The sequence below is a fragment of the Tolypothrix tenuis PCC 7101 genome (genome assembly GCF_963874875.1).
Taxonomy (GTDB): Bacteria; Cyanobacteriota; Cyanobacteriia; order Cyanobacteriales; family Nostocaceae; genus Aulosira; species Aulosira tenue.
Genome location: NZ_CAWNJS010000001.1, coordinates 6,606,714 through 6,629,092, shown reverse-complemented (window position 1 = coordinate 6,629,092; position 22,379 = coordinate 6,606,714). Strand labels below are relative to the sequence as shown.

The 22,379-nt window shown below is 42.1% G+C and carries 20 protein-coding genes; 8 read left to right on the top strand and 12 right to left on the bottom strand.

All coding sequences use genetic code 11. The features are described from left to right. Window positions 1-30 precede the first annotated feature (30 nt). The 3 genes from AACU25_RS26175 to purF form a co-directional block, all read right to left on the bottom strand. Complete coding sequence (locus tag AACU25_RS26175) at window positions 31-3,522, bottom strand: hybrid sensor histidine kinase/response regulator (protein WP_096580676.1); 3,492 nt, start codon at window positions 3,520-3,522, stop codon at window positions 31-33. A gap of 121 nt (window positions 3,523-3,643) precedes the next feature. Beyond that, window positions 3,644-4,210, bottom strand: a complete 567-nt coding sequence (locus AACU25_RS26170; protein WP_096580674.1) for a Uma2 family endonuclease — start codon at window positions 4,208-4,210, stop codon at window positions 3,644-3,646. A gap of 117 nt (window positions 4,211-4,327) precedes the next feature. Next, window positions 4,328-5,827, bottom strand: coding sequence for an amidophosphoribosyltransferase (purF, locus tag AACU25_RS26165; RefSeq protein WP_096580672.1), 1,500 nt, complete (start codon window positions 5,825-5,827; stop codon window positions 4,328-4,330). Here purF and AACU25_RS26160 point away from each other — a divergent pair. Beyond that, window positions 5,813-6,031, top strand: a complete 219-nt coding sequence (locus tag AACU25_RS26160) for a hypothetical protein (protein ID WP_096580670.1) — start codon at window positions 5,813-5,815, stop codon at window positions 6,029-6,031. The genes purF and AACU25_RS26160 overlap by 15 nt on opposite strands. A gap of 70 nt (window positions 6,032-6,101) precedes the next feature. On the opposite strand, the gene purL is transcribed toward AACU25_RS26160, so the two are convergent. Further along, on the bottom strand, window positions 6,102-9,902 hold the full coding sequence (gene purL, locus AACU25_RS26155; protein ID WP_096580668.1) for a phosphoribosylformylglycinamidine synthase subunit PurL: 3,801 nt from the start codon (window positions 9,900-9,902) through the stop codon (window positions 6,102-6,104). 141 nt (window positions 9,903-10,043) lie between these two features. Further along, window positions 10,044-10,298, bottom strand: coding sequence for a hypothetical protein (locus AACU25_RS26150; protein ID WP_190445779.1), 255 nt, complete (start codon window positions 10,296-10,298; stop codon window positions 10,044-10,046). Between the two features lie 155 nt (window positions 10,299-10,453). On the opposite strand from AACU25_RS26150, the gene AACU25_RS26145 reads away from it, so the two are divergent. The 3 genes from AACU25_RS26145 to AACU25_RS26135 all read left to right on the top strand — a co-directional run bounded on the left by AACU25_RS26145 (window position 10,454) and on the right by AACU25_RS26135 (window position 11,553). Next, on the top strand, window positions 10,454-10,708 hold the full coding sequence (locus AACU25_RS26145) for a TIGR03643 family protein (RefSeq protein ID WP_096580666.1): 255 nt from the start codon (window positions 10,454-10,456) through the stop codon (window positions 10,706-10,708). A 243-nt stretch (window positions 10,709-10,951) separates the two neighbouring features. Further along, window positions 10,952-11,149, top strand: coding sequence for a DNA-binding protein (locus AACU25_RS26140; protein ID WP_096580664.1), 198 nt, complete (start codon window positions 10,952-10,954; stop codon window positions 11,147-11,149). Further along, window positions 11,149-11,553, top strand: coding sequence for a type II toxin-antitoxin system death-on-curing family toxin (locus tag AACU25_RS26135; protein WP_096580662.1), 405 nt, complete (start codon window positions 11,149-11,151; stop codon window positions 11,551-11,553). Before AACU25_RS26140 ends, AACU25_RS26135 begins: the two co-directional genes overlap by 1 nt. Before the next feature lie 83 nt (window positions 11,554-11,636). Here AACU25_RS26135 and AACU25_RS26130 read toward each other — a convergent pair whose 3' ends face one another. Together AACU25_RS26130 and apcD are read right to left on the bottom strand one after the other, a co-directional pair. Further along, complete coding sequence (locus AACU25_RS26130; protein WP_096580660.1) at window positions 11,637-12,293, bottom strand: hypothetical protein; 657 nt, start codon at window positions 12,291-12,293, stop codon at window positions 11,637-11,639. Between the two features lie 648 nt (window positions 12,294-12,941). Continuing rightward, entirely contained in the window at window positions 12,942-13,427 is a 486-nt protein-coding gene (apcD, locus tag AACU25_RS26125) for an allophycocyanin subunit alpha-B (RefSeq protein ID WP_096580656.1), read from the bottom strand. Between the two features lie 226 nt (window positions 13,428-13,653). Between apcD and rlmD the strand changes: the two genes are divergently transcribed. Then, window positions 13,654-15,021, top strand: coding sequence for a 23S rRNA (uracil(1939)-C(5))-methyltransferase RlmD (gene rlmD / locus AACU25_RS26120; protein ID WP_096580654.1), 1,368 nt, complete (start codon window positions 13,654-13,656; stop codon window positions 15,019-15,021). A gap of 425 nt (window positions 15,022-15,446) precedes the next feature. After that, window positions 15,447-15,911: an ATP-binding protein gene (locus AACU25_RS26115; RefSeq protein WP_096580652.1), complete on the top strand. Its 465-nt coding sequence runs from the start codon at window positions 15,447-15,449 to the stop codon at window positions 15,909-15,911. 117 nt (window positions 15,912-16,028) lie between these two features. Here the strand turns inward: AACU25_RS26115 and AACU25_RS26110 are convergent, their stop codons facing one another. Further along, the gene (locus AACU25_RS26110) at window positions 16,029-16,325 is read right to left on the bottom strand and encodes a DUF6439 family protein (protein WP_096580650.1); all 297 of its coding nucleotides are present in this window, start codon (window positions 16,323-16,325) and stop codon (window positions 16,029-16,031) included. Window positions 16,326-16,434: 109 nt separating this feature from the next. On the opposite strand from AACU25_RS26110, the gene AACU25_RS26105 reads away from it, so the two are divergent. After that, window positions 16,435-16,803: a sll0565 family protein gene (locus tag AACU25_RS26105; RefSeq protein ID WP_096580648.1), complete on the top strand. Its 369-nt coding sequence runs from the start codon at window positions 16,435-16,437 to the stop codon at window positions 16,801-16,803. Window positions 16,804-16,806: 3 nt separating this feature from the next. Continuing rightward, a complete protein-coding gene (asnS, locus tag AACU25_RS26100) occupies window positions 16,807-18,198 on the top strand; it encodes an asparagine--tRNA ligase (protein WP_096580646.1) in 1,392 nt (463 codons plus the stop codon). Between the two features lie 131 nt (window positions 18,199-18,329). Here the strand turns inward: asnS and AACU25_RS26095 are convergent, their stop codons facing one another. The 4 genes from AACU25_RS26095 to ruvX form a co-directional block, all read right to left on the bottom strand. Continuing rightward, a complete protein-coding gene (locus AACU25_RS26095; RefSeq protein ID WP_096580644.1) occupies window positions 18,330-19,085 on the bottom strand; it encodes a hypothetical protein in 756 nt (251 codons plus the stop codon). Beyond that, window positions 19,082-20,803, bottom strand: coding sequence for a serine/threonine protein kinase (locus AACU25_RS26090; RefSeq protein ID WP_096580641.1), 1,722 nt, complete (start codon window positions 20,801-20,803; stop codon window positions 19,082-19,084). Before AACU25_RS26090 ends, AACU25_RS26095 begins: the two co-directional genes overlap by 4 nt. Window positions 20,804-21,105: 302 nt before the next feature. Continuing rightward, a complete protein-coding gene (locus tag AACU25_RS26085; protein WP_096580639.1) occupies window positions 21,106-21,678 on the bottom strand; it encodes a DUF3727 domain-containing protein in 573 nt (190 codons plus the stop codon). A 140-nt stretch (window positions 21,679-21,818) separates the two neighbouring features. After that, a complete protein-coding gene (gene ruvX, locus AACU25_RS26080; protein ID WP_096580637.1) occupies window positions 21,819-22,322 on the bottom strand; it encodes a Holliday junction resolvase RuvX in 504 nt (167 codons plus the stop codon). Between the last annotated feature and the right edge of the window lie 57 nt (window positions 22,323-22,379).

Below are 22,379 nucleotides of genomic sequence, written 5' to 3'. Positions count from 1 at the left end.
AAAAATGCCCAATGCCCAATGCCCCATGCCCTATTTAACTTCTTGCTCAATCACCATTGCCAATTCATCTGGATCGACAGGCTTAGTAATGTGGTTTTGGAAACCTGCGGCGAGAATTTTGTGATTGTTTGTTTCTCCCGCAAATGCGGTGAGGGCGATCGCGGGTAGCCTTCCACCTTTTACTGCTTCCATTTCTCTTACTTGACGGATGAGTGTATAACCGTCGATTTCTGGCATGGCGATATCGCTGATTAATAAATCTGGTTGAATTTGGGCGATCGCTTTTATTGCTTCACGGGCTGAAGAAACTGCTGTAACTTCAATGCCATATTGCTCCAAGATAAAGGTGATGAGATCCAGGCTATCAACATCATCATCTACAGCGACTACTCGCAAACCCTGAAGATTTGGGCAATGATTTTGCAATTCCTGATTTTCAATGCTTTGCAAGACAGGAGTCATCACGGGTAGCGTGACAGTGAAGGTTGCGCCAAACCCTTCTCCTGGGCTGGCAGCTTGGATATTACCATCGTGAAGTTCCACTATGTGACGGACAATTGCTAAACCTAAGCCTAAACCGCCAAATTTCCGGGTTGTTGCTGCATCTGCTTGCCGAAAACGCTCAAATACGTAGGGCAGAAAGTCGGGACTAATTCCTTTACCTGTGTCGGTAACCTGAATTTGGGCATGAGTTCCCATCTGCTGGAGTTGGATGTAGATGCGACCTCCCTCTGGTGTAAACTTCACAGCATTGGTAAGTATATTTACTACTACTTGCTGCAAGCGGTTAGGATCGCCTTCTAATTTACCAACCGTGGGGTCAAGCTGGGTCTGAATTTGAATCGATTTCGCTTCAGCTGCTAAACGCACGGTTTCTACAGATGCTTCCACAATGGCAACTAAGTCAACTTCACATATACTTAAGCTGAGTTTGCCACGGAGAATCCGCGAAACATCTAATAAATCATCAATTAATCCTGTTTGTAATTTGGCGTTGCGCTGGATGATTTCTAGGGCTTGAGTTGTCTTTTGGGCATTCAATTGGCGGTTGAGCAGCAATGTTGACCAACCTAAAATCGGATTGAGTGGCGAACGTAGTTCATGGGAGACAATTGCGAGAAAATCATCTTTCATGCGACTGGCTTTTTCTAGTTCTATACGCGCAGTTCGTTCCCTTGCTAAAGCTTGGGCGCGTTCTTCAATTGCTAACTTTTGGTCGTGAATATCAGTACAAGAACCAAACCAGTTAATAATTTGACCTTCTTGATTGCGTAATGGAAATGCTCGCCCTAAATGCCAACGATATTCGCCATCAGCACGCAGAAAACGGTACTCAATTTCATAAGTTTTGCCAGTACGCAAAGAATCTTGCCAAACTTCACTCGTGCGTTGCACATCATCGGGATGCAAAACTGTTTGCCATCCTTCGCCATTTGTTTGTTCTAAGGTTTTTCCTGTGTAATCATACCAGCGTTGATTAAAGTATTCATGATAGCCATCTGGTTTGGTAATCCAAAACATTTGCGGCATGGTATCCGCTAATGTGCTAAACATTAATTCTCTTTGGCGAAGTGCTGCTTCTGCTTGCTTGCGATCGCTAATTTCAAACAGCATTCCCAACATCCGAATCGGTTGGCCATGTTGATTGTACTGGAAGCGTCCAAAGGCTGATACCCAATGTAAGCTACCATCTGCCCAAACTACTCGGTATTCGTCTTCATAGTTTTGGCGTTTTGTCATCGCTGTTTTAATTGTTACCTCAAAGCGATGCAGATCCTCTGGATGAATGCGGTTCAACCAATCCTGATAAGTTCGATGAGGGTTTCCAGGCTCATAGCCAAAAATCATTTCATGGTAAGGTGTCCACATCACGCGATCGCTCAACAGATCCCAATCCCAAGATCCCATCCTAGCGGCATCCAGCGCTAAAGCTAGACGTTCTTGATTTTCTCGTAATGCATCCTCTACTTGTTTTCGTTCTGTGACATCCAAAAATGCGCCAATTACACCACGGATAGCACCAGCTTCATCCCACAATGGCACGGCTTTGCCGTAGATGGAGCGCACATCTTCGTCACTAAAAACAAATTCACATTCTGCCTCAACTAGTTTCCCAATACGACCTGCTAATTGCATTGGTAATTCGTTTGGTGGAATGTCTTGACCATTTTTTTGGATTTTGAATTTAAATGGAAACTCACCATCAGCAGGAGTAGCAGTTAATACTGAGCCTGGCGGTAGCCGCATCAATTCATAAGCAGCTCGGTTAACGCTCATGTTATGACAGTGCGGATCATGGGCAATCCAAACAGCAGCAGGAACCGTTTCCATGAAAGTTTCTAGTTCTTGCGCCCGTGCTTTTGCGATCGCTTCACTTTTTTGCAGGGCGAATTCTGTGCGTTTGCGCTCAGTAATATCAACATTAATACCCACCATGCGTAAAGGTTGACCCGCATCATCGTAAAATACTTTCGCTCTGGCGTGCATCCAATGAATACTGCCATCTTTCCAAACCACACGCCAATCAGTGAAAAATTCCCCTGTTTTCAGCGCATTCATCAAATCTGCTTCGGCTTTAGCTAAATCATCGGGATGAACCCATCTCGCCCATTCTTCATAACTACCGCCAAACTCACCAGGGTTTAAACCATAGAGTGCTTCTAACTCTTTTGACCAAATATTGACATTAGTTTGAATATTCCACTCAAAGCTGCCACTTTTCGCCGCAGCTTGTGCTAAATCAAGCCTTTCTTGCTTTTGTTGCAGTGCTGCTTGACTTTCTTGCAGGGCGACTTCGGTTTGTTTGCGTTTAGTAATATCAGTTAGCATGGCGATCGCACTCGAAAATTCACCCTGCTGGTTCAAAATGGGACTAGTGGAGACAATTGCCCAAAGTTCTGATGTGTCTTTACAGCGTAAACACAAGTCAAATTGCTGGTTAATATCTTGCAGATTGTACCTTTGTTGCGTTAACCAGTGGTCTAATTCAATTTCAACTTGATGTTCTACAAAGTTGAAAATTGGTTGACCAATCATCTCTTCTATGGCGTAGCCTAGCATTTGGGCTAAACGCTGGTTGACATATTCTGTTTTGCCTTGATTGTCAAATATCCAAATACCTTCATTAGCTGTCTCTAGCAAGCGACGGTAGCTTACTTGAAGTGTTGCTAACTTGGCTTCCGATGCTTGTTTAGCAACCTGCAATTCTGCATTTAACGAACTAATCAATAGCGATACTGAACTAAATATAACTAGCTCTAAAGCATCAGAAGGATTATTAAGTGTAAAAACGTATATCGGTTGTGTAAAAAAATAATTATTAGCTAAGATGGCCAAGACTGTAGCCACTAACCCAGCAGAGAATCCACCATACCAACTACTAAAGACTACAGCCGCAAAAAAAAGTGACGCAACCTTTATTTGTAGCAGTTTTTCCAGCATTAAACCTAATAGCAACGCCATTAGCACTGACAAAATAGCAACACCGTAGCGTTGCATTTGTAAACGCTGGACTTTTAACATACTGCTTTTTGATGAGGTAGACTCTTATTTTACCTTGGGCAACTGGCTGGAGTAATATAGCTTTGGGGTATCGCCAATTGAAGTAAATTAGGATATATAAGGCGATCGCTAGCTTAATTTCTCATTTAAACAAAAGAGCGATCGCACAAGTAAAATCAGGCAAAATAGGTGATGTCAATTCATCATCATGGAATAAAGTCGCAGCTAACTTTAAAATCCCTTGTTCTCTGCGATAAACTTCTATTTGTTGCTTACGCCAATCCACAATCCAATATTCTCTAACACCTCGTGATGAATAGAGCTTGAGTTTTAATTCCCTATCTCGCTTTTCATTCTCTATTCCCGCAGATAGTACCTCAACCACCAATTCTGGTGCAGCAGTCAAATGTCCCGCCTCATCTAACACAGTAGCTAGTTTCTCATTGCTAGCCCAGACAACATCAGGAATCACATGATCGTTGTCGCCAAAAATTATACCTGGAGCTGTGACAACTTCTCCTAAACCACTAACCTGTGACCAGTTATCCAAAACCCCGCTAATTCTCACACAAGTTTTCTGATGCTTCCAGTGAGGCGCTCTCGTCACAAACAATTCCCCGTCAATAATTTCATAGCGGTTCCCGTTATCTGGAAACAACTCCAAATCAGCGGTTGTCCAGCGCACTCTCTCAGTTGTCTGCTGGTTCATGAGATATTTTTTGTGGGGTATTTACCTAATTTTAGCTTGAGGAGATGGGTCAAAAGGGAAAAGGTCAATTATTCTCTCTTCCCCATAACCCATAACCCATTACCCATTACCCAACTTCTAAACTACAACCTTTTCTAAAATCAACTTAGAACGCTTCACTTGCTCAGGAATAGCAACGGGGTAATCACCTGTAAAGCAAGCAGAACAGAAACTATTGGTGTCTTCTCTGGTTGTTTCTAGCATTCCCTCCCAACTGAGATAAGCGAGGGTATCTACTTCCAATTGCTTGGCAATTTCTTCTACTGACTTGGTAGCAGCAATTAGCTGATCCTGGGTGTCGGTATCAATGCCATAAAAGCAAGGATGAGTGACTGGCGGAGAGGAAATTCGCATATGTACCTCTGCTGCACCAGCTTCACGCAGAGTTTTGACTAATTTCCGGCTGGTGGTTCCCCGCACAATGGAATCATCTACAATCACCACGCGTTTGCCTACTAGCACATCTTTCAGAGGATTGAGTTTCATCCGCAAACCCGACTCGCGCATGGATTGAGTAGGCTGAATAAAGGTGCGTCCTACGTAGCGATTTTTAATCAAGCCTTCACCATAAGCAATGCCAGAAGCTTGGGAAAATCCAATGGCTGCTGGTATGCCAGAATCAGGAACCCCAAATACCAAATCAGCCTCAACCAGAGATTCTGCGGCGAGTCGTCGTCCTAGACGCATCCGGTAACTGTACAAAGTCTCGTCATGCATAAGGCTATCAGGACGAGCAAAGTAAATCATTTCAAAGATGCATAACTTACGTTGGGTCTGTTGATGCCATTGAATGGAAGTTAAACCTTCTTCGTTAATCCAAACTAATTCCCCTGGTTGAACATCTCGCACATATTCTGCGCCAATAATATCTAAGCCACAAGTTTCGGAAGCTAAGACATAACGGTCTGGCTCACCAGCTAACAAGCCAATGACTAATGGACGAATCCCATTAGGGTCGCGTACACCCATCACGCCATCGGGAGTGCCAATTACTAAACTAAAGGCTCCTTGGCAACGGCGACAAGCTTCCATAGTTGCATCTAGCCAATTTGCCCCAGCATTTACTTCTTCTGCGATCGCAAAGGCAATCATTTCTGAGTCTGTCGTTGTCACTAAGTTGCATTTGTTCTTAAGCAACTGTTCGCGCAATTCTACTGTATTGACTAAATTACCATTATGTGCTAAAGCTAATGAACCTAAACTAGTCTCGACTACAGCAGGCTGGGCGTTAACCTTGCGGCTAGAACCCGTAGTTGAGTAACGAGTGTGTCCTACAGCCAGGTTACCTGGCAATTCTTGGAGAACCGTTTCATTAAAGACTTGAGACACCAAGCCCATATCTTTATGCAGGTGTACTTTTGTACCCTCAAATGTGGCAATGCCAGCAGATTCTTGACCCCGGTGTTGGAGTGCATACAATCCAAAGTAGGTTAGTTTAGCAACGTCTTCTCCTGGTGCGTAGATACCAAAAACTCCACAAGCTTCTTCTGGCTTGTCTGGACGATTTTCATCACTATTGATAGCGTTGTCAGATTGTTGAGAGTAATCATCCAAAGAGTCGGGATGGTAGGGAATCATGCTAGCTTTGCTCCTGGTGGTGGTGTCAAGTCACTGGGATTGTGCAATCCCAAATGGGCAGAGATAGTATTGTGGGAGATTTTGAGTCTCAGTCTTGTAGATGGTAGAAACCTTGTCGGCAAAGTTTCTACCATCCCAAATCCAAAATTTAAAATCCCCGATTTCTATGGGTGGATAGATGCAGACTTCTTAACAAATCTTTAACCATCCATTAAAACAGTACCGTAATTATGCTAAATGATGCTAATAATTCCCATAGGGGGGATTATACGAATTAACTGGGGGTAGTAATATGAACTGCTAATCGTTTAGCGATCGCTTGGGAATAGCGATTTGTCATATCGTTGATACTACCTTTTATTAAGGTTTGGTTATCAGAGGTTAAGACCCCCAAACCCATCTCTGAATTAACCACTGTTCCCAGTTTTTGCCATTGTTGACCGAGATGTTCCTGTAAATAGGATTCCCAAATTTCTTGTTGTTCTGAACCTACAGACACTAAAATTTGTCCACCACCTTCACCAAACAGCAATGTATCCAACCTTGTTGAGTTATTGGCTGGTAATTCTAAAGTGATTTGGGCACCGAGGTTACCCGCAATACAAGATTCTGCTAAAGCCACAACTAATCCGCCCTCAGCACAATCATGGGCTGAACGTATCCAGCCTGCACGAATCCCCTCGCGGCAAACTTTTTGAATGCGACGTTCCGATTCAAAATCCACCTTGGGCGGTTTACCAGCAATAGTGTTGTGAATTGCAGCTAAATATTCAGAAGCGCCTAAATTATCGTCAGATTGAGGTGGCAAACCTAAAAGATAAATTGCATCGCCTGCAGCTTGCCAAGCTTGACCACAAATTTTGCTGATATCGGGAATTAATCCCACCATACCCACAACCGGAGTCGGATAAATGGGCTGGGGATTGCCTTGAGAATCCAGGGTTTCATTATAAAGAGAAACATTCCCACCAGTTACCGGGGTAGCCAATTCCCGACAACCTTCCGCTAAACCGCGACAAGCTTCAGCTAATTGCCAGTATCCTATGGGTTTTTCTGGGCTGCCAAAATTCAAATTATCTGTTACAGCTAAGGGTTCAGCACCGACACAGCTAAGATTGCGCGCAGCTTCAGCCACCACAGCCTTAGCACCTTCATAAGGGTCAAGATAAACATAGCGGGGATTACAATCTACTGTTGCGGCGACACCTGTCTTACTTCCTGTTTTGCCAGGGGGTTCTAAAGGACGTAAGCGCACCACCGCTGCATCAGCACCACCAGGGAAAATCACCGTATTATTCTGTACCTGATGGTCATACTGACGATAAACCCAGCTTTTAGAAGCAATGGTGGGAGTATCCAACAAAGTTAACAAAATATCACTCCAACTTTGCAGACTTCCTTGAATTTCAATCCCAGCAGTATTGCAGGGAGGTAAAGAATCAGCTTGCCATTCCCAAGCTTGGCGGGCATATTCTGGAGGTTCCGCCAACAATTCCCGATGATATAGGGGAGTGTTTTCAGCTAAAGCATCAGCAGGAATTTCCGCTGCGATTCCACCCTCAAACAGAATCCGTACAATTGGTTCTGCAATCACAGTCCCAGCAACAACCGCCTGGAGTCCCCAACGGTGAAAAATATCAATTAACTCCTGTTCTCTTCCCTTGTGGGCAACAAACAGCATTCTTTCTTGCGATTCCGAAAGCAGGTATTCATAGGGAACCATCCCCAGTTCCCGCACCGGAATTTTATCTAAATCCAGTTCAATACCGACACCACCTTTAGCAGCCATCTCTGATGTGGAACAGGTAATACCTGCAGCACCCATATCTTGGGCGGCGACAACCGCACCTGTCTTAAATGCTTCTAAACAGGCTTCAATTAACGATTTTTCTAAAAATGGATCGCCAACTTGCACAGCCGGACGGTCATCTAGAGATTCATCACTCAATTCTGCACTGGCAAAACTTGCGCCTCCCATACCATCGCGTCCGGTGGTGGAACCGACATACAGCACAGGGTTACCAATCCCAGAAGCCCCAGATTTAACAATTTCTGGAGTTTCCATCAATCCCAAAGCCATGACATTTACTAAGGGATTTCCAGAGTAAGCAGGGTCAAAGTAAACTTCACCGCCAACTGTGGGAACTCCGACGCAATTGTGGGTGATAATACCAGAAGTAGTAACGAAAAGATGAGTATTATCTACTTCTACATCGTAGACATTGCATTCATCAACATTTTTGGTTTCTATACTGGTAATTTTGACCACTGCTAAGGTATTTGCAGGTTGACGGAAACGTGGGAAAGAATATTTTGTTCCGTCATATCGTGCCAAAGCAGTAACTAGTTCTGCCGTTCTTGCTTGAGAAAATACATTAGCTAAAGCGGTTAGTCCAGCAAAGTTGGTAACTTCTAACTGCCATAATGGTAATCTTGTATGCTTGCGCCCTTCTATCTCTCCTACTGATGCTGGTCGTTGATAAATGTAAGGAATTGCTCCTTGATTTTGAATTAGCATCAGAGTTTGCTCAAACAACTTGTGGCTAGTTGTCGCAAACGATATTTTGGCATGACTGCCATGAGTTTTTGTAGTTAGGGAACCATCGCCTCTAAGTAAACCCTTGAGGGCTTCACGTTGTAAGTTACTTGGCCATGCGAACACAAAATTGGGAAAAGCTTTATTGCTTGCACCAGCACCGCATTGCCAAACATTTTTCAAGATATGCCCCAACAGCCAAGAAGTAGCATAAACGGCGATTGTTGAAGACCGTTTTTCCACACATGGGCGTAATCCCAAATCTTTTAAAGCGCTGACAACATCTTCGATATATTCACTTTCATGGAGAGCGAAAGTAAAAATAATCTTATAGGTATTGCCATTTTGAGAGACACATCCTTCTGAGAGGTAATAGCCCAGTAATCTTGCAAAACCTGCATCAGGGGTGATAACCGCCCGCATATAATTGGCTTTGCCACGACGGAACAGGCGGACTTCGCTCCGGGATATTTTGAGTACGGATTCTAAGGCGAGAAAATATCCTAGGGGCAACCTACCATCTTTCAAGTACTGATGACGATTAACCGCAGAAGGTTCGAGTAATCGCAAAGCTGTACGAATTTCTGCTGTCGGTTGCCAAGTTGCGGGGAGTTCCACATATACATCTTTACCAGTCCCATCTTCTGGATTCAAAGTAGATATTAAATCTAATGGGAGAATTTCTTCGGTGCGATCGCTTTGGGGTAAAGCAGTAAGAATGGGGATTTCATCACCTACTTTTAAAGATTGGGCAGTACAGATATCCCATTGACCCTTTGACTGCACCAACATGGGATGATCTGGTGTCACCGTAAGAGTACGACCCAGATTTGTACGAATAGTTACCAAATTTTGAGTGCGCCTCTTGAAAATCCGCCGTACACGCTGCCAACAACTAGCATGAGTATCAGGGTCTAGAGAAAGAGTTTCAACTGCGATCGCATCATCTAATTCTAGAGTGGTGATATTTCCACTCAACCGCGATTCGACAAAGTTGCCAATTTTGTCGAAATTGACACCATTGCGATCGCGCCAGATAAATGTTTCATCACCAACCAAGCAATTACCATAGTGGCTAATCCCAGCTACAACTCCTTGGAACAGCCTTTGAGTTTTTCCATCTTCTAGGGAACCAAAGCGCAGGGAATTTAACAAAGCTATGGGACGCGCACCCATCGTAAAGATATCTCTCAGGATACCTCCAACTCCCGTTGCCGCACCTTGGAAGGGTTCAACTGCTGAGGGGTGATTATGGGATTCAATTTTAAAAGCAAGTTGTAATCCGTCGCCTAAATCTACAACACCAGCATTTTCACCAGGCCCAACCAGAATTCTGGGGCCTGTTGTGGGAAACTGTTTAAGTAAAGGCCGGGAATTTTTATAACAACAATGCTCTGACCACATTACCCCAAACATTCCTAGTTCAGCTTTGTTGGGATGTCGCCCTAACCGTCGGACAATTTCTTCGTATTCTTCTGGTTTCAAACCTTCAGCGGCGATTTCTTGGGGTGAAAAGGGAGCAGAGGATTGGGCAGTCATGTAACTAATGCACCAAAAGGACAGAGAATTATTCTATCGGTTTCAATGATGCAAATGCAGGTAACTGCTCAATAAATTGCTCTTGCGTTAAACCCAGAAGTTCGCGAGTAGCGCGAAGAAGCTGACTAAGCTGTCCCTTACTCAACTATTCTTTTCAAAATTGAGCAGCATAACCCAGGTGGAAATTGTCAGTCCTCCGATAAGACAACCAAGAGTAAAAAAGTCAGCTATTTCCTGGTTTGTTGCTATGTAGAAAGGGTGGGTTTGGGAACACCAAGAGCAAGAACCAAATCCACCAGCTTCTGCTGCCCAATCGAGAACAGACTTAGAATAGTAGGCAGAAACAGAGAATATGACAATTACCATCGCAATAATAGCAAATTTGAGTTTTATCATTTATGTTCCATCCTGAAAAAACCGAAGTTTCCAGTTTATAACCTGTCCTATTTTGTGGATATCTCGGCAGACACTCTTGTTCAACTTTTTACTTACTCCCTGTGCTTCCTCAAGTAAAGTAGATATACCTCGAATTGACCTGACAAGCTCTCATCATGAAGTTACCAAATTTTGATCCGCAAACCATTGATCGCATCATTGAAATGGCATGGGAAGATAGAACACCTTTTGATGTTATTGAAACTCAGTTTGGGCTAAAAGAGAAACAGGTAATTGTCTTAATGCGGCAGCAAATGAAAGAATCCAGTTTCTGTATGTGGCGAAAGCGAGTTACCAAACGCAAGACTAAACATTTAAATAAGCGAGAGTTTATTGCAGGTAGGTTTAAGTCACAAAATCAAAAATCATGAACATGAATGTATGATTGCTAACGTTAAAGGCAATGGTAAAATTAATTGAGAAAGTGGCGAATTCACTCTCAAACTTATCCTGAATCCAAAAAAACAAAAAATAAATTGCTGAAATATTTGGCAGTTATCAATAATTTCGATGTGATCGCTTTCTCATAATTAAACTGCCAAAAGTGCGATCGCACTTTTGGCAGTTTGCTTACAGTGCTACATTAATGGTATCTTCAAGCCTCAGATCAAACTATGAATACCATTACAATCAACATTCCCGATGAGTATTTGCTGAAGTTGCAACAAAAAGCTACTCATCTTGGTATATCAGTAGAAGAATTAGTGTTAATGGGTGTTGAAGAATTGCTAAATCAGCCAGAAACATCGTTTCAAGATGCAATGAACTACGTACTCAATAAAAATGCTGAACTGTACAAGCGTCTAGCATAATGCGCTACCTGACTTTGCAAGAGGTATTAGCACTCTATCATCGCATCATTGAGCAGTCTGGTGGTTCGTCTGGTATTGCTAACCTTGGCGCTTTGGAATCAGCTTTAGCGCAACCAAAAATGACCTTTGGTGGTGAGGAACTTTACCCGACGATAGTTGAAAAAGCTTCAGCGCTTAGTTTTTCACTGATTAAAAATCATCCTTTCATAGATGGTAATAAACGCATCGGTCACGCCGCAATGGAAGTTTTCTTGGTTTTGAATGGTTTTGAGATTAACGCCACAGTGGATGAACAAGAACAAGTAATTTTGCAAGTAGCATCTGGTGAGTTAGGAAGAGATAAATTTAGTGAGTGGCTTCGCAGCCATATCGTTTCCATAGCTGATTTTAGAGATTCTCTATAGTATCAAAGCTCTTTTCTCATATCCCCCCTGCTCCCTGTCCCCTTGCCAAAAAAGCGATAGTATATTTTTTAGTTGGAAGTCCCTTAACGGGTTACTTGGAGATTCTGTAAAATTAAATCAGCCCTTGGTGGAAATCCATCGCCATACGCTACTGGAAACTGGAGAATAACATAAAAAACTTTGCCATTTTGCTGACCAAGGTAAACATCACCCACAATATCTTTACCTTTACTAAAAACTATCTTTTCTTTTGCCCAAGGATAGGCAACTTTTTGACTGCGGCTAACAACCCGCCAGCCATTAGATGCAATTAAGCCATTCTTGCCATTTATAAAACTTCTTAACTGATTGAGATTTTTTAAATCATTTAAAAAGGCAACATGGATATATGCATTATCGTTTTTACTACCTCCAAAATTAGCAATAAATCTCACTCCCGTTCCTTCACCAGAACTACTACCTTCCGCAATAAAATCTTTTTCAGGAAAGTAAGTACTAAATAAATCGCTGTATTGGTTATACAGTCTGAGGGTAATAGGACTTTTTTCCCCTTCAATGCTAATAGTAGCGGTTTTAGTGGCTGGTCTATTGGCTTTTGAGTTATAACTGAGTTGGATAGCAGTGGGTGCAGGTGTAACGCTATTCTCTGAGGAGAGTTGATTCTGCGCTGATGTGGCGCAACCTAAGGTTGTTACCAGCAGAATTGCCCCCGTCATCAAATTCACAAGTTTAAGAGTCATTGTCCTTAAAAGTATTAGTTTTAACAATATATAACTAGACTTTGTAACTTAGGTTACAGTTCCTAATGCTATAATGTGCACTTTTATGGCTAAGTCAGCAAGTCCTGGAGCAGATACAGTTAGGTACTAACCATCCAGTGACAACAATCACTAGTGCCCATGATTAAGATCCTCCCCGAACACAGGTCAACCTGGCATACTTCCTTATAACTGAACTCTAGCCGAGTCATTAATAGGGAACACAATACTTGCCGACAGTCTTTATATTAAGGGCTGTCGGCTTTTTGTTATTTGGGCATTGGGCATGGGGCATTGGGCATTGGGCATTGGGCATGGGGTAATGGGTAATAGGAATAATTTGTTCTTTTTGCCCCTGCACCCTGCCCCCTGCTTTTCCAAATTCCCAGTTTCCAGTCCCCAGTTCCCAGTTCCCAGTCCCCAGTCCCCAATCCCCAGCCCCCAATCCCCAATCCCCACCCATAAAAGTTCCCCACAAATGGTTGATAACTTGACATCAGCTTGCCAAGGCCACAACCAGTTGTGGGGAGAGTATGATCAAATTAGGAATGTTATCGATTTTGAGTGCTGACATTGAGCACTCACTGTAGTAGACGCAAATCCACTACTCGAACCAGTACAAAATTTGTATCAAGACATGGCCTGAATAATGTAATCAAAGTAGGGTGATGCTTCCGCAGCGTCTTCTGCACTCAATAAGTCAAGTGCGGCTTTTTTGAGGGAAGCGATCGCTTCTACCATTCCAGGTACGGGAACGCCAAGTGAATTGTACATTTCCCGTACGCCAATCAAACCGATTTTTTCGATTGGCTCTTTGTCGCCAGCAAGTACGCCGTAGGTAATCAGGCGTAAATACCAACCAAAGTCACGGATACATAGAGAACGCTGACGTTCGCCATAAGCGTTGCCACCAGGAGAAATAAAGTCAGGACGCTTCTGCCATAATTGTTTGGTTGCTTCCTGAACTATCTTTTTTTCGTTCTCAGCTAGGGTGCTAGCAATCCTTGTGCGCTTTGCACCGGTTTGCATAAAAGCTTGAATGCTTTTCAGTTCGCCACTGCTGGGATAACGCAGTTCATCGTCGGCTTGGAGAATAACTTGGCTAATTACAGTCATGATTATTGCAATCACGCGAAATATTATTTGCTAGTTTAACGAGTTGGAGGTACACAAGTGAAGGGTTATAGGCAGCGATGTATTGAATTGAAATGATTAGGGGTTGGGGATGAGGGATTGGGGACTAGGGACTGGGGAAAAAATAAATTAAAAATTCCTCCTATTACCAATTACCCATTACCAATTACCAAACCCCAAATGACAAATGACAAATGACAAATAACAAATGACAAACACAAATTGGCAACAGGGTGAATTAATTGAAGTGACGATCGCGGATTTGAGCGATACCGGTGATGGTGTGGGCAGATATAACGATCGCGTTGTCTTTGTTCCCGATTCGGTACCGGGCGATCGCGTTGTTGTGCGCTTGCTACACGTGAAGCCGAAATACGCCCACGGCAAAATTCAGGAATTATTGCAACGATCGCCCCACCGTCAAAGACCAAGTTGCATTGTGGCTGATAAGTGCGGTGGTTGCCAATGGCAGCATATTAATTATGAGTTCCAGCTTACAGCTAAACGCAATCAAGTTATCCAAGCTTTGGAACGCATAGGTGGTTTCACGCAACCATCTGTAGATCCTGTACTTGTACCAGGTTCTCCTTTGGGTTATCGTAACAAAGCTACATATCCAGTTGGGAAATCTTCTACAGGGCAGGTACAAACTGGTTACTACCAAAAAGCTAGCCACCAATTAATTAACTTGAATCAATGCCCAGTGCAAGACTCGCGATTAAATCCCCTACTTGCTGAGGTGAAGCTGGATATTCAAAAGCGGGGTTGGCAAATTTATGATGAACGTCGTCATCAAGGGCAAATCCGCCATTTAGGTTTACGCATTGGGCGGCGCACTGGAGAAATTTTATTAACTCTAGTTGTTAAAGATTGGCATTTACCATGCATTGAAACCCAAGCACAGGAATGGTTGCAACGCTATCCCCAGTTAGTAGGTGTATCGTTAAATCGCAATGGCGATCGCACTAATGCCATCTTTGGTAGTGAGACTCGCTGCATTGCTGGTATGCCATACTTGCACGAAAAATTTGCAGGATTGGAATTTCAGGTACTACCCGATACGTTTTTTCAGGTTTATACTGAAACAGCAGAGGCACTTTTAGAAGTAATTCAGTCAGAACTGAATCTTCAAGGGTATGAGGTATTGGTGGATGCCTACTGTGGAATTGGAACTTTGACCTTGCCTTTGGCGAAACAAGTACAGCAAGCTACCGGGCTAGAAGTACAGGCAGAGGCAGTACAGCAAGCAATTTTGAACGCTCAACGCAATGGAATTAATAATGTCACCTTCCAAACCGGGGCAGTAGAAAAATTGCTGCCACAGATGGAAAGCGTCCCAGATGTGGTATTACTCGATCCGCCTCGCAAAGGTTGCGATCGCGCTGTCATCGAATCTTTACGGCAAACGAAACCACAAAGAATCGTTTACGTCAGCTGTAAAGTAGCTACCTTGGCTCGTGACTTGAAGCTGCTCTGCCAAGATGGGCTATATACGCTCACACGGGTGCAACCTGCTGATTTTTTTCCGCAAACTGCTCATGTGGAAGCTGCCGCATTTCTTGCGTTATCTCAATAATACGGGGGTACTGCCACCTTGACAAAAACTCAAATTTCAAATTTGTAGTCTATTGCATAGTAAAAATGCTAAAATTGAATTAAGCTAAAAATAGATTGATTTTTTTAAAAAACTGATGTTGCATAGACTCAATTAAATTATGAATCTGATTGTAAAATGCCAAATCGGCCAACAGACATAACATAAAAATGCTACTTTTAATCATTAGCATTTTTTTATTGCCTGACTGCCTTTGGATATAACTCCAAGCCGTTTTATGTATTAAACAATCTCTAATTCATAAATAGAGTCAATGCTCCCTAGCATTTTCAAAATTTAGTTTTAAAGACGCAAGTTTGAAGGCAGCATGACCACCTCAATATTTATCAGGGTGCCTGTGATAGCAAACTGATGTCTAGCTAACTGAAAGCTATGGGGTTTCTCTTGTGATTACCATCTCGCTCCGTCCAGTTGGACGTTATTGGGGCACTATTAGTTTTGCCTCAACCCTCTATCTGTGTCCAATCTTAGATTTACTCTTGGCAGAAATTCCAGAAAGAATGCAAGCAGAACTGCGGCTAGGACTCCAAGAAGCCTTAGTCAACGCAGCAAAACATGGTAATAACTTAGACCCTAGTAAAACAGTCTTAGTACGTTTTTCCTTGATAGATAATCAATATTGGTGGATTATATCAGATCAAGGTAACGGTTTTAGTCCATCATCAGAATCTGATTCTGATTGCGATCCCGATCCCATTGATTATCTCCCTCCAGACGAAGCAGAAAGTGGTCGAGGTCTTTGTCTACTGCATCAAATCTTTGATCAGGTAGAGTGGAACCGAAAGGGCACAGAATTAAGGCTTTGTAAACAGCTAGAAACCCCCCGCCCCCGCCTATCTCTGCGGCGGTGATGCTAGGGATTGGGGATCGGGGATCAGGGATTAGGTATCGGTAAAGAGTCAAGGGTCAAAGGTCAAGTGTCAAAAGTTATTGATTTTCCTTTTTTCCCAGTACCCAGTACCCAGTCCCTAATCACCAGCCCCCTTCCCCCCATGACCATGAGTCGGACAAGGGGGAGCAGAAATCGTACGATCTAACCAACCAGTAGCCTGTTCTAATCTGGCGAGTGCTTCTTGTGGCTGATCCTTCAGGAGAAACACCAGAGCAGCGGCAGCCTGTTCACGAGCGCGGGAATTGCGGTTAGACTTGAGGCGATGCCAATCGTTAGGGGAAATGCTTAGTCTCTCCATGAGAGCTTGGGCTAGTTCCAGAGTGCTAAATTCATTCAGTTGGCTGGTTTTAGGCAGCTGGGTAGGTTGAGACATGAGTCTAAATGCTGAGTACTAAATGATAAGTGCTGAGTTAGTTTATAGTCTCAATTTTAGCTATTGACTATTGGCAGACTCTCATTTAATCATAATTTACTACTGCAAAATGAAGCCGCCTAAACAGTTTTCTAATTCTTTACCCGAGGGAAATTCCGAAGCCGATTTTGAACAAGAACTGCAAGAAGTAGAGCGATCGCTTTTCTCCCTTAAAGAACGATACAATCAAGTGCAAAGCGATCGCGAACAAAAGGCAAAATGGCAACAGCGTCGCCAAGAATTGCAGCAAAATAAAAATCCTACCCCAGAAATCAAGGCAGAGTTACGGCAAATTAAACAGCAGTTGGAAGCGCTAGAACTCAACTTAGAAAGCCAATTATTTTCTTGGCGTAGCTTCAAGAAACCTTTCTGGCAAGCCGTCCGCTTTGGTGGAATGGGCGTTATCATAGGCTGGATATTAAAGTCCTGTGCTGGGTAAATTATGGTAAATCGACGAATTGGAGAAATATTGCGAAGTGGTGAACCTGATGATTCCCTCGTAGTTCAAGGCTGGGTGCGGACGAAACGCGAGTTGAAAGGGTTTGCTTTTATTGAAGTTAATGACGGTTCATCTTTGGCGAATTTGCAAGTTGTGATCAACGAAGATGTGCCAGACTACGATGTGATTTTAAAAAAAGTCAATACAGGTGCGGCGGTAGAAGTAGCCGGCGTGTTGGTGGCTTCCCAAGGTAAAGGACAGCGAATTGAACTGAAAGCCGAAACCGTGAAAGTCTATGGTGAAGCTGATCCCGAAGTTTATCCACTGCAAAAGAAACGCCACTCCTTTGAATTTTTGCGTACCATTGGACATTTGCGATCGCGCACTAATTCTTTTGGTGCAGTTTTCCGCGTCCGCAATGCTTGTTCTACAGCCATTCACAACTTTTTCCAGGAAAGAGGCTTTTTGTGGGTACACACACCCATCATTACGGCTAGCGATTGCGAAGGCGCAGGCGAAATGTTTAGCGTCACTAGCTTGGATTTGAAAAATATTCCCCGCACAGACAACCAAGCTGTCGATTACAGTAAAGACTTTTTTGGGAAACCTGCATATTTAACTGTTAGCGGACAGTTAGAAGCCGAAGTGATGGCGATGGCGTTTAGTAATGTCTACACTTTTGGCCCTACCTTCCGTGCAGAAAATTCCAACACCTCACGTCACTTAGCCGAATTTTGGATGGTTGAGCCAGAAATGGCATTTTGTGACCTTAATGGTGATATGGATTTAGCTGAGGCATTTCTCAAATACATTTTTAAATATGTGTTGGAAAAATGTCCAGAAGATATGGAATTTTTTAATCAACGCATTGATAATTCTGTATTAGCAACCGCAGAAAATATTATTAATAATCAATTTGAGCGTTTAACTTATACAGATGCCATCAAACTTTTAGAAAAAGCCGATTTCAAGTTTGAATATCCCGTTAGTTGGGGTCTAGATTTACAATCAGAACACGAACGCTATTTAGCTGAACAACTGTTTAAAAAACCAGTAATTGTGACTGATTATCCAGCGCAAATCAAAGCTTTTTATATGCGGTTAAACGATGATGAAAAGACTGTGCGCGCAATGGATATTCTCGCACCGAAAATCGGCGAAATTGTCGGTGGTTCACAACGGGAAGAACGGCTAGACGTGCTAGAACGGCGTGTATTAGCACAAGGGATGAAACCAGAAGATTTATGGTGGTATTTAGATTTACGTCGCTTTGGTTCTGTACCTCACGCTGGTTTCGGCTTAGGTTTTGAGCGCCTTGTGCAATTTATGACGGGTATGGGGAATATTCGAGATGTAATTCCCTTCCCTCGCACCCCTGAGAACGTGGAATTTTAATTTCATATACAGCTACAAAAACGTAAAGTTAGAAGATGCATAAGGTGGAGAATTTCTACCTCATTAATGGTAATAATAAGGTTATGAATATTCACGCCTTAATGCATTGTTCTCTATAGTTTAAACAACAACTATTGACCAAGTAGTTCTCGTCTGCGTCTCTCCCGTTCCTGCTGCTCAACTCTTGCGCGAGCTTTTAGATATTCTTGTACGGCTTGCTGAGATTCATCTCTTATTTGAGACCTTAACTGAATAGCTTGTTCGTTATCGCCTAAAAGTGACATTAATTCTCTTCTTTTTGGTTTCTCAAGTGTAAGAAACCATTTCATAAAAGCTTTTAAAATTTCATCTCTGGAACCGGAGATTTCATCATGAGCAACGACACAAGTAGGACAAACATAAGCAAGATAAAGAGGTTGACTATACCCCATAGTATATATAGAAGAATTGTAATCTCTCACTTTCGAGTCCAGAGCAATATATTCTCGGGTAGCCCAGCATTCTTTACTAGAGGTATCCTGACTAGCAATACAGTCTAAAAGAGATAAATCAGGCCCAGTCTGATATGCTAGAGTTCCAACTAACACCGAACTAATATATCCAGGTAGTATTTCTCCCGTGGAAGGCAGCCAAGAGAATTTAGATATAATTAAGGAGTAATGGTATCTTCTCAATACACAAGATTCAATTGAACCAGGGTAATTCATATCACGATCAAACCCCATTGACTTGTAATAGTTGGCAGAAGGAGCATCTTTTTGACAACTTTTAGCAACGTTGGTCAGTATTTTCATATTAACCTGTGCATAACTGCTCATGGGTGTTAACAATAATGCAGAGCTAGTTACAAAGAAAGTAATTAAACTTTTGAATACAAGTTTTCTCATTGGTTTCCTTCTCTTATTACCTTTTCTAATTCATCTGATGCTTTTGGAATAGTATCTTTATACTCCCAAGGATTTTTAGTGTTAATTGCAGTATTATTTTGATTTACTACATCTTTTTTTTGTTTAACTGGTAGTTGCTGATTACTTCGGGCTTTTATAGTGTTTTTTTGTGGTGGCTTTGTTCGTAAAGCAGTGCGCTTGATCTGAGGTTTTTCAGCTTCTATTGCCTCCTGTTGTCGTTTGCGCTGAATTAAAAGTGCGTCTTGTCGCCTTTTTTGTACTAATAAATCATCTTGTATTTTTTTCTCCTTAATTAAAACTTCTAGCTTCTCCTTTTCGGCTCTAGCTGCAAATTCTCTTTTAATAGCCGCTTGTCTCTCTTGCTCTGCTTTAAAAGCAGCTTGACGTTTTTCTTTTTCTACTGCTTTGCTTTGAGCTTGTTCGGCTTCTACTGTTTCAGATACAGGTAAATTTAAAGGACTTATTGCTGGTTTAGGTTTAGCTTCATTTATAGTTTCTGGAATTTGGTTAACTGGTGAGGAAACTATACTAGGAATAGTAATTGGAATATTTTCTACAGGAGAAACTTGAGTTTTTATACTGGATTGGTTAATTGCTGTAATAGCAAAACCAGAACATAATATAACTCCTAAGCCAATGAAAAATTGCCCATATATTTTGCTTTTAGGAGTTTGCTTATAAGAAGTATTTAGTGATTTTATGACACCAACTGATACAGTAGCTACAGAAGTCGATAACGCAGGAGATTTAACTTTGCTAGCTGATTGAAATATTCTTGATTGATATAGTTTATGAGTGTTATGTAACTCTTTTTCTATATTTTGTAATTGCAGCAAAATAAATTCTGTATTTTGAGGTCGCTGGCTTGCGCTGGGAGCCATTAAATTGTCTATTAAGTCTGCAAAAAGTGGAGAAATATTTAATGCATATTTTCGCCAGTTCAATTCGTTAGTCAGAGGGTTATAAATTTCTTTATCTTGGGGTTCTTTACCTGTGAGTAGAAAAATAAAAGTTCGCCCCAAAGCGAAAAAGTCTGACTGTGGTACTGAATAACCATTTTGTTGCTCTGGCGGTGAATATCCTTGTGAAATTATTCTGGTATGAGAATTTCCCACCAAAATGGTTGTAGTAACTTGTCGAACCGCTCCAAAATCAATTAAGACAAGCTGCCCACTAGGTCGTAACATGATATTCTGAGGCTTAATATCACGATGAAAATATTGATGAGCGTGTAATTTAGTGAGAATTTCTACAAGTTGCTTGAGCCAATTGAAAGCTTGAGATTGAGAAATTGGTTGATAGTTATGACATTCCATCCATTGCTCTAAATCTAAGCCATCGATTTTCTCCATCACTAAACAATGCAATGGGACAGAGCTATTTTTAGGTAAAACTGTAAAATAAGCATCTGATTCTACCCTGGGAATTCCAGGATTATCTAACTGGCTTAAAACTTTTGCTTCTTGCTGAAATAGTTCAATAGCTTTTAAATTATTCTCTGTTAGGACTTTTAAGACTTTAAGTGTACCTCCATCATCCACTTCAAAAGTCTTACCAAAGCCTCCATGTCCTAGTAGTTTCAGTACTTGATAGCGACCTTGCAGCAGAATATCTGACCCACAGTTACGGCAAATACGGTTTTTTGCATTCGCTGGGTCAACAGATTTTGGGCAATGAGGATTGATGCAATAAGACATTTAATAGTAATAGAGCCCTCAAGCCATTGCTTTGTATTAATGGTTCGAGGTATCAGAATATAAATTTCTATTACTAGAGTTCCCTAAAAATCTAAGCAAATTAACGTTGTCATTATAACCTCAGCTTTTTACCCCTTTTTTCACCTGTCTGACTCGCCTCAAGGGTAAAGTGCCTGCCGAATTATTGACGGTGCGTTGCGCTGCGCGACAACACACCCTACAAAACACCACCATAATCTTGTGATTTGGTGGTTTTGCTGTGCTTATTTAATTACGAATTACGAATTACGAATTAGTAATTATTATTCAACTTCATTAAAAAGATGTTCTTCTAATAAAGGTTGTACCTTGCGGAATTCTTCTGGAGAAAGTAGTTCAGGTTCACCTGTGTTGGAAATGCGGGCAAAAAAGAGCAGGGGATCTAGTGGTGTATAGATGGCGTATTCCTGTTCTTCATCGTAGAAGCTAGCCAAGAGTTGTAATTGTTCTGGCTCTAAATCTGCTTCATCATCTTCAATTTCTAATGTGAACAGTTCTGAGTCTTCTACGGGAGGTAATTCGCCAGCAACAGTGAGTGCATAGGCGGTATTTTTTAACATGAGATTTTGCTCTGACAACACGGCTTGAGCAGTAGCAAAAATCTTTTCTAGGGTGTAATCATCTTCTACTAGAACGGCTTCTTCTTCCTCGTTTTCACCTTGCCAAGCAAAAATTTCTACAGGCGAATCCACAGGTAGAAGTAATACATATTCTTGCCCATCAACTGATAGGGAATGTTCGATATAACAATCCAGACTCCGCCCCTTGTCGTCAGTCAAGGTGATGGAACCAGCATTAGAGCGATCATTGTCGTCAGGAAATTGTGAGGAAAACATAGCCGAGGTTTGGGACTTTATAAATAGCAGCAAATTTGGAGATCGTTTAACTATTTAATGACCGAATTGTGCCTGATAAATAGCTTGAGATGTAATACAACTGCCTGGTAATAGTTTTCAGAATATCATGTTAAAAGGTATCAATACTCAGCCGCTATTGCCGATTTATGAGATTGAGCGCGGCGAGCATCCAGCCATTGCTGCAAAATTAAAGCAGCAGCTTTGCGATCAATCAAAGCTTTATGGCGTGATGGTGAGCGGTTTTCTGCCTTTAGCAGTTGTTCTGCTTGGAATGAAGTCAATCGCTCATCCACGTATTCCACAGGCAGTTGTAGGGCTTTAGCGAGCCTTTTGGCAAATTTTTGCACTTGATGTGCCTGAAAGCCTAAGGAACCATCCATTGAATAAGGTAAGCCGATAACTAGTACTTGTACTTGACGTTGATTTACTAGTTGTCGTAGTTGTTCCACATCTTGTTCAAAAGATGTGCGCTCAATGGTGGTGATTCCAGTTGCGATTAAGCCTGTGCCATCACACCCAGCGACACCAATACGTTTACGACCGAAATCTAATCCTAAAGCTGAAATCAATTTTTGTGCTTGCTCCTGAGTATCAACTGAAGGCTTAAGGCTGAAGTGTGAAATTACCTTATCTCTAAAGAGATATCACTTAAATTAGCCATTAGGGACGGTTTTTAGACC